The organism is Rubrilithobacter danxiaensis (assembly GCF_047272945.1).
GTDB lineage: Bacteria > Bacteroidota > Bacteroidia > Sphingobacteriales > Sphingobacteriaceae > Rubrolithibacter > Rubrolithibacter danxiaensis.
The window spans coordinates 1-8,952 of record NZ_JBKOPS010000023.1 but is presented as its reverse complement, the minus strand read 5'-3'; the positions used below and the strand labels follow the sequence as shown (position 1 = coordinate 8,952).

Here is an 8,952-nt window from a genome sequence, read left to right as displayed (position 1 = left end):
ATTGGCTTTTGACTATCAGATTTTACTCCGTTATTTAATTTCTTGATACAACTTGTGTTAGATAGAGTACCAGAAGTAGTAGTAACCGAAGGACTGGTAATATAGGTTTTAAGTTTAGGATCAGTTTGCTTCATCCACAAGGGTAAGCTTGCAGATTTAGAATAACTTGGATTTTTAGAAGTAATATTACCTGATAAATATCCTGTTCGTTTAAGATTGGAAACTTTATAAGCGTAATAAGAATTATTATCCTTATGATTAGTAATATTTATACTAACTGATTTAGTAGATCCATTATACATATTATATAACCACATTTGAATTCCATTCCCAACGTTATTCTCTGTAACGGGATTAATAATATTTATATTTTTAAGCTGGCAGGAAGAACTGTTAGGTTCAATATTGATTCCACTTTGAGGTTTTGTTCCATTTGTATATCCTGCATATGGACGATCTAATGTTAATCCATCTGCGGAAATAATTGAAATACCATCTCTTCTGTTATTTTTAAGATAGGCAGTAGTAATCTTAATATTTGTATTAGTTGTAGAAGAACTACCATACCTACCTATATAAATTCCATCGCCCCAGCAATCAGTAACTTTTGGATTAGTCAAAGTTATATTACTGGACGAATAAATACCAATTCCTATTCCATACTCGCCGGTTGTACCAATGTGCTTGGCTCTATCACCTTTTATTACTGCATCTATAATAGTAACATTGGAAACTTTTTGCATTTTAAATATCTGATAAGACGATTTTGAAGTACCTTTTAACCAGATTTGTGCACCATCTAAAAAGTAAATCTTACGATTTGAAGGAATTGTAATACCCTTATCATTAACCAAAATTGGAAAAGCAGGAAACACAACAGTACTATACTTGTTTATTGCAGCTTGAACATAAGAGGTATAATCTCTCGTTCCATTTTTAACGTATCCAGAAGGCAACGCTCTGCTTATATTATAAGCAGTGGAACTTACTTCTGATGCTGAAACAGCAAGTTTACCAAGAGAATCGTTCAAAGAAATGTTTTCAGTTGAATTCGATTCTTCAGTAGGTAAAAAATCATTCTCTTTTCTACAATTAGTTAAAAAGAGCACTGAGGACATTAGGAAAATAGAGCCTAACAGTTTCGCGGAAACTTTGTTTTTAATCTTCATAATTTAATTGTTTTAATCTGTTTCTATTAACGGGACATGAAATAGATTATTGTAAACAATTAAAAAAATTGAAAATCTTATAAATAATTATCTTAAGTGGTACTTAAAACTAAACTTTTGATCCCCAAAACCTTATTATATAGCTTTAGATGTTTCCTTGCACTACTTGATATATCATATTCTTTTTTTATCAAATCCTGTAATAGATTGCCCTTTCGTATGGCAGTCTCATAACTCAATATTACCTCTTCCATTTGTAAATGAAAATCCTCCAAATTTGACAAATAGGCGTTCTTATCATTTAAAATAGTGGGTATACTTCCTACAGGAGTTGAAATAACGGGGATTCCTGCTGCACCTGCTTCTAAAACCGCCATAGGCATTCCCTCCCAAAGCGAAGGCATAATTAAGCAATGTGCCTGAGAAAAAAGACAGGGTATATCATCCCTAAAACCTAACAAGGAAAAATATTCTTGTAATTTATATTTTGCGATTCGCTCTTCTAACTCCTGTCTCAAACTACCATCACCGGCAACTAAAATCTTAAATTTAAATCGATCTTTAAGCTTATTGGAAAGATCTATTAAAAATAAAGGATTTTTCGGTTCAGCTAATCTACCTAAAAACAAAAAAGTAAAAATCTCGGAGTGTTTATTGATAAGGTTAAATTTAGAAGTATCAATACCATTTGCAATAACTTTAGAATTCTCTTTATGATACCACTGCTTAGAGTCAGCTGAGAAAATAATATCTTCACTACGGAGTTTCCGGGTAAGGAACAAAAGAATGCGTCTATATTTTTGCTTAACAAAATTAGTGTGGAGAGTAAAAACTATTCGAACTTTTGGCCTGAAAAATTTAGCTAACGCTGCTAACATACAAGCATGAAACATGTGTGCATGAACTACGCACTGGTCATAACTTTTCAGAATATTTAGAAAGATTTTAAATTTTTTCAAAAAACCTTTCGAATTGTTCATTCCTAACGAGATATATTTTATACCTTCTGCCTCGTACTTATATGCAATTGTATCAATTGTGGTTATCGTTACTACTAATATTTCAACTCCAGGATTTTCTTTAATTTTTTTTGATATTTCAAGTAAAAAGCTCTCCGCGCCACCGCCTCCCAACCCGATCAACAGATGAATTAGTGTCATAAATAAAAGTTATCCGAATCTTATATTACTACTGTTTCTGCCTCTTGTACCTGATAGAAATACTTATACCAACTGATAAAGCGTTTTACACCTTCCTGTACTGAAACTCGAGGTTTATACCCTAAAATATTCTCTAAATCAGTTATGTCTGCCCATGTTGCTGTTACATCCCCATCTTGCATAGGTAAATAGTCTTTTTCAGCTTTCTTACCTAAGTTATTTTCAATTTCTTCAATAAATTCCATCAAATTAACAGGACTTCCTTTTCCTATATTAAAAATCCTATAAGGAACATTTGAAGTTGCAGGATCAGGATCCATACCACTCCAATCAGGATTGCTATGGGCTGGGTTATCTATAACCCTTACTATTCCTTCTACAATATCGTCAATATAAGTAAAATCTCTTTTCATATTTCCATTATTAAATACTTGTATTGATCTACCTTCTGTTATTGCTTTGGTAAATAATATAGGTGCCATATCTGGTCTTCCCCATGGTCCATAAACTGTAAAAAATCTCAATCCTGTTGTTGGTAAATTGAATAAATGACTGTAAGTATGAGCCATCAATTCGTTACTCTTTTTAGTTGCAGCGTATATTGAAACAGGATGATCTACATTATTATGAGTAGAAAATGGCATTTTTTCGTTTAATCCGTAAACGCTGGAGGAACTTGCATAAACAAAATGTTTAATTTTATTATATCTACATGCTTCAAGAAGGTTTAAAAAGCCATAGATATTTGAATCAATATAAGCTTGGGGATTAACTAAACTATAACGCACTCCGGCCTGAGCTGCAAGATTACATATTGCATCAAAAGAACCCTCATTAATAATCTTCTTTAACTTTATATTATCGGTTAAATCAAGCTTGTAAAAAGTGTAATTTTTATATTTATCACTTATAACAGGTTCTCCATATTCAATATTTTCCTTAGAAATACCGGTTTCAGCTAAACGGCCATATTTTATGGATACATCATAATAATCATTAATATTATCTATACCAACAACTTCATCTCCACGTTCTAACAATTTCTTCGCAAGGTAAAATCCAATGAAACCTGCTGTTCCTGTGATTAAAATCTTCATATTCTTTTTAATTAGGTAAATTTTAATAAGCTTTAGAGAGCTTTACTCTTAGTTTTATTTATAATTATGCTATTAATTTTTGGTAATTATCAACGATTGTTCTTACTGAAAATCTTTCGCTGACATCTTTTTGTATAGCTGAATAATCCCACTCTTTATTAAGTGCTTTTACTATTGCTGCCTTAAACGCTTCTAAATCATTTTGCTGAATTATATAACCATTAAAATCATTCTTAATTATTTCAGTTATGCCCCCTACATTAAAAGCAACAACAGGTGTTCCTACTGACAACGATTCAACGACGGCATTGGGAAAACCCTCAAAAAAAGAGGGCAAGGCAAACACTTCATGTTTTGCTACAATATTGGTTACTCCAGATACAAGACCAAGCATTGTAACTCGTGATGAAATCTGTAGATTCTTAATTTTCTCTTCAATTACAGATCTTAAAGGTCCATCACCAGCTATTGTTAATTTATAATTATCTGGCAACTGTTTAAAAATATCTAAGAATCTTTCATGTCCCTTTTGTTTTGCCAATCTTCCAACCATGACAATTCTTTTCTCACTTTTATTCTTACAATTTTTTTCATTGCCACTTGGTAGAACAGGATTAGGAATTATCACCATTTTTTGCGGACTCATACTATAAGTTTTTAAAAGAGAATCCTTTATCTCTTTTGATTGACATATTATTGTATGAAATCTGTTATAAGAGATTTTGAGAAAATAGCTTAATAGTTTTGCCTTTATACTAGTTAAGGATAGGTCGGCAACATTAGCGGGACGAGCAATTAAATTAGGTACCTTTATAAAAAACGAGGTAAAACCCATTAATGCATTTATTTGTCCACCTGTAGTAAATATTGCATGTGGTTTCTCTTTTTTCAGCAAGCTGTATAATTTAAAAAAAGATAATGAAGCCTTTTTTGTTCCTAAATCAATAAGATTTATATCTTCCAAAGATTGTGAAAAGAAAATCTTCTTACCGTTTAACAATACAATATTTACTTCGTAAAGAGATTTATCAAAATATTGAGATAATAGCCAAAATACTTTTTCGGCTCCACCTGCATTCAAAGAGCTTATAATAAAAAAAACTTTCTTTCTCATAGAAAACGCAGTAAGTTTTAAACTGTTTCAGATTGTTGCGTATAATAGTATATCAACGGAGTTACAAATACAAAAAAGTATTCCGATAAAAGATTATGGGAAAAAAATGAATTGGTCAAGACACATATACCCCAAATAATGACAGGAATAGCTTTTGACAGCTTTGCATATCTATAAAGATTTAAAAAAAACAAGAGATATAAAATTAATCCCAGTAGCCCAGTTTCAAACCACAAAAGGAGAAACATATTATGAGGCCCTTGACTATAAACCGTTGAGGATAAAGGCCCATATCCAACTAAAGGTTGATCTAAAGCTTTATGAAAATACATTCGTGCCAAAGTCACCCGTGGATCTTCCATATTGGTGAAGCTTTCTGAGGAAGTGACCATGTTAAATCTTTCACTATTCAATTGCTTATCGAAAAGCTCCAAAAGCGATGGAAGATTAATACTTGCAGTGGCAATCTCGTATGAAATAAGTAAAAAGATACTTAGCCCGATTACTTTAAACCAATTTATTTTTCGCAAATGTTGAAGGTTCTTTACGATAAAAAAGGCTATAACAATCAGAAGTAAAAGGATTCCACTTCTTGAAAACGTCGCAAATGTTGCTAAGGAAGCAAATACCAAATAAAAATATTTTTTCTTAATGGATATCTCTGAAAATAATAGTACAGCAAGAATAGAAGCAACTCTAAAAGATGTAGAATTTGGATTTTCAGGAAGCCCCGCAGCTCGAGTTTCTGTCGGTGAAAATGTTCCAGGATGTAAAACATCTATAAAAACACTTATTATAATCACCAATAATGTTATTTCAAAAATAAAATTTAATACCTCTTTAGTTACTGAATAATAGTTTAAATACGAGTAAATAATTACCGAACAAATTATATTAAATAATATAATATAGACATATTGAGTAGTAGCATCAGATTTTTGATTTCCAAAGCCCACTGAGTAAAGTAAAACGTATAAACAACCGATAGAAAAAAGTGGGAAAATAAATTTAAAATAACTAAAAATTGTATTTGACTTGCTATTTTGACTTTTAATATTAAAAAAGCATAGTAAGAATAACATTCCCACACAAGCAGCAAAAAAGGTAGCTGGTTCTATAGCTGTGAAATAATGTTTTTTTGTCGAGATAATTAAGGCATTACTTGCCAAAAGTATTACGCAAAGTATTAAAACAAAATTCCCTAAATAATTTAAACTCTTCATTTCTATTCTTACTCCAAATACTTCAATTTATAGTATTAGAAGTTCTATCAATTTATTTCACAAACAATGTTTTTTAACAACGGATGCTGTGCGACTGCTTTTTCTTTTTTCTGACTTTTAATCCATTGAATCAAAACTAATAACTTCCATATTTGGGGTTGTCGATTTCTTACTCCCTGCATGTGCTCATCAATTATCTCCAAGGTGCGTTTTACATTTATTCCCGGTATATTTTTCAGTTCTTTCTCAGTAAGGTTATCTAATACATATTCTTTTAGTGAATTTCTAAACCAGACTTCGAATGGCATGGCAAAACCAGCTTTAGGCCGATTAAAAATTTCTTTTGGAACATATTTATAAAGTATATCTTTCAGAATTTTCTTTTGGTTTCCTTTTGCATCAAATTTAAAAGCTGTTGGCAGCGATCTTCCAAATTCAATTACTCGGTAATCAAGTAAAGGAGCTCTTGTTTCTAAGGAAAATGCCATAGAAGCCCTATCAACTTTAGTATTGATATCCCAATTTAAATATGTCTTAATATCGTAATCTGAAATCTTTTCAAGGATCGGTTTGTTAGGATTATTTAAGGCCGAAGAATACATATTTTCCAGGCCTAAATTTTTCTGTATTACCCAAGAATTCTCCATTCCTCCAAACGTTTTTGCATAAAGTGTTTCCAGGTTTTTAAAGGAAATACCCATTGCAATTAACTTGTGTAGTTTAATTGGAGAAATTCCAAGTATAGAAGCACAAAACTTCCGAAATTTATAGGGCAAGCGAAATACGTTAATTTTTTCATTTATCCCCTTATACCTCGGATACCCCAGATACCCTTCATCTCCACCATCTCCACTTAATGCTACCGTCACATGTTTCCGTGTATATTTCGATAATAGTAACGATGGGATGGCACTATTATCAGCAAATGGTTCATCAAAATAGAGAGAAAGATTCTCAAAAAAACTTATACCTTCATTATAGTTGCATTCAATAATATGATGTTCTGTATGTAAATGTTTAGCTACTTGCTTGGCATATTCACTTTCATCAAAACCTTTTTCATTAAATTTCACTGAAAAGGTTTTCACCTTCTCTTTAACTTGCGATGCAAGAGCTGCTACTAATGATGAATCTACTCCCCCCGAAAGAAAAACTCCCAGAGGTACATCTGCATTTAGCCTAATTTCTACTGCATCATATAACAGCTCTTCAAGAGTTACTTTTGCTTCTTCATAAGTCCCTGTAAATTTATTATTCCAATTATAGTCTAAATCCCAATACTTTTTTATTTTTAACTGATCAGAGTTAAGCCTATAAATAAAGGAATGACCTGCAGGTAACTTTTTAACTTCTTTCCAGATAGATCTAGGTTCTGGAATATTGTTCCAAATAAAATATTCACTTATCGCTTGTTCATCAAGCGTAAAATCTCTTGCAATACTTATTTGTGAAGGTTGACTTGCAAATTCAAATGTTCCATTGATATGACTGTAATAAAATGGTTTTTTGCCAAAGCGGTCCCTTGCTCCAAAAAATTCCTTTTTTTCTGTGTCATAAATCACAAAAGAAAACATGCCATTAAAATGTATTACACATTCTTCCCCATATTCTAAATAGGCTGCGCAAATCACTTCTGTGTCAGAGGTTGTTTTAAAAGAGTATCCCTTTTTTACTAAATCCTTTTGTATATCTTTATAATTGTAAACTTCCCCATTAAAAACAATCCACAAATGACCATAGAGAAAAGGTTGATTAGACCGGGGATCCAAATCAATTATTGATAATCTGTTATGTCCCAAAATAACATTTCCAACTCTTTTAAAAGCTGAATAATCCGGTCCTCTGAAGTTAATTCTTTCTAGTTTCGAATTGACTGTTTCCAGATTATAATTTATAGTTGTTCCGTAAATTCCACACATTATATGAGTATAATAGATTTTATAATAGAGTTAATTATTAAAGTTTTCAATTAACTTTCTCTTTTGACTAATAGGCGCTTAACAGTAAATATATAAAGCTGAGTTGCCAACACGCAGACTGGAATAATGGCAAAGCTTTTAAATAGAAAAATTATACTAATTAATACAATAAAATTTACCAAAAAGCCAATTGTAGTAACCTTTAAAAGAGTTAGAGAACGATCTTGTATCAATAAACAACGCGTATAAAGCGATCCGAAGGGAGAAATAATTGCTGCTACTAAAAAAATTGACAAATATATATTGGCATATTCCTCTGTTTTTCCATTAAATATGTAACCTAATATTATAGGTTTACTTACAAAAAAAAGACTAAATACTAATAAGCTAAAAAGAAAATATCCAATTTCAATAGATTTTAATTTAGAAAAGAAAAAATCTTTACCAATTTCGTAATATTTAATTAGTCTTGGATATATTAAGTAATTCGATGAGCTAATAAGAGTAGTTAATGCTGCATAAACCCTTTCAAGGCTTCCATATACTCCTACAATACTTGCTGGTACTGCCAAACCCATAACAAATACATTTGTAGTACTATATAAACTTACAGATACATCAGAAATAAATGCATTTTTCGCTTCTGAAAGTATTACTTTATCTTGCCCTAACTTAGGTTTTATCAATGATAACTGGTAACGTTTTTTACCATTTATGAATAAGATCAAGGAAGGAATAATCCAGCTCATAGAACTAAATAATGCTACATATAAATAATCATCTTTACTTTTTACGAAAATTAACAGGCAAATTAGGTATAAACTTTTCCCAATTGCATTAGCTACAGTGCTAAATTTTATTTCTTGAAAAGAATAGTAGTAAGCGTTTAAATTTATTACTGATGATATTACATAGAAGAAGTTTAAAATAAAAAAAAGGGATCCTATTTTATGAGCGAGGGGAATAAAATTTAATGCTACAAGAAATATTATGAATGATATTATAAAAAAGATAACTCTCCAAAATAAGACGAAGGAAAATATTTGAGATCTTCTTTCAGCGTCATTTCTAAATTTAATTATATATTTTGAAGTTGTTATTTCAAATCCAAAATTTATAAATATTCGAAAGTAATTAGCCATTGCAAAAGCAAAAACATAATATCCATAATACTCTATTCCTAAAACCTTTATTAAATAGGGAACAATGATTAAAGGAAGTACATAATTAACTGCATTATTTAAGTACAGTGAGAAAATGTTTGAAATAA

General features: G+C 30.9%; 7 protein-coding genes. All 7 read right to left on the bottom strand.

Going from position 1 to position 8,952, the window contains the following annotated elements; all coding sequences use genetic code 11:
• Positions 1-1,169: hypothetical protein (locus tag ACLCDL_RS17675; protein ID WP_423149743.1), on the bottom strand; the 1,169-nt coding region annotated here is incomplete at its 3' end.
• 92 nt (positions 1,170-1,261) lie between these two features.
• Positions 1,262-2,329: a glycosyltransferase gene (locus ACLCDL_RS17670; RefSeq protein WP_423149742.1), complete on the bottom strand. Its 1,068-nt coding sequence runs from the start codon at positions 2,327-2,329 to the stop codon at positions 1,262-1,264.
• Between the two features lie 20 nt (positions 2,330-2,349).
• Positions 2,350-3,426, bottom strand: a complete 1,077-nt coding sequence (locus tag ACLCDL_RS17665) for an NAD-dependent epimerase (RefSeq protein ID WP_423149741.1) — start codon at positions 3,424-3,426, stop codon at positions 2,350-2,352.
• 64 nt (positions 3,427-3,490) lie between these two features.
• Positions 3,491-4,540: a glycosyltransferase gene (locus ACLCDL_RS17660; RefSeq protein ID WP_423149740.1), complete on the bottom strand. Its 1,050-nt coding sequence runs from the start codon at positions 4,538-4,540 to the stop codon at positions 3,491-3,493.
• Between the two features lie 17 nt (positions 4,541-4,557).
• Positions 4,558-5,763 carry an O-antigen ligase family protein gene (locus ACLCDL_RS17655; RefSeq protein WP_423149739.1) on the bottom strand — a complete coding sequence of 402 codons (1,206 nt, stop codon included), beginning with the start codon at positions 5,761-5,763 and terminating at the stop codon, positions 4,558-4,560.
• Between the two features lie 47 nt (positions 5,764-5,810).
• On the bottom strand, positions 5,811-7,682 hold the full coding sequence (asnB, locus tag ACLCDL_RS17650) for an asparagine synthase (glutamine-hydrolyzing) (protein WP_423149738.1): 1,872 nt from the start codon (positions 7,680-7,682) through the stop codon (positions 5,811-5,813).
• A gap of 50 nt (positions 7,683-7,732) precedes the next feature.
• Positions 7,733-8,952, bottom strand: a 1,220-nt coding sequence (locus ACLCDL_RS17645) for an oligosaccharide flippase family protein (protein WP_423149737.1), incomplete at its 5' end; no start/stop codon positions are given.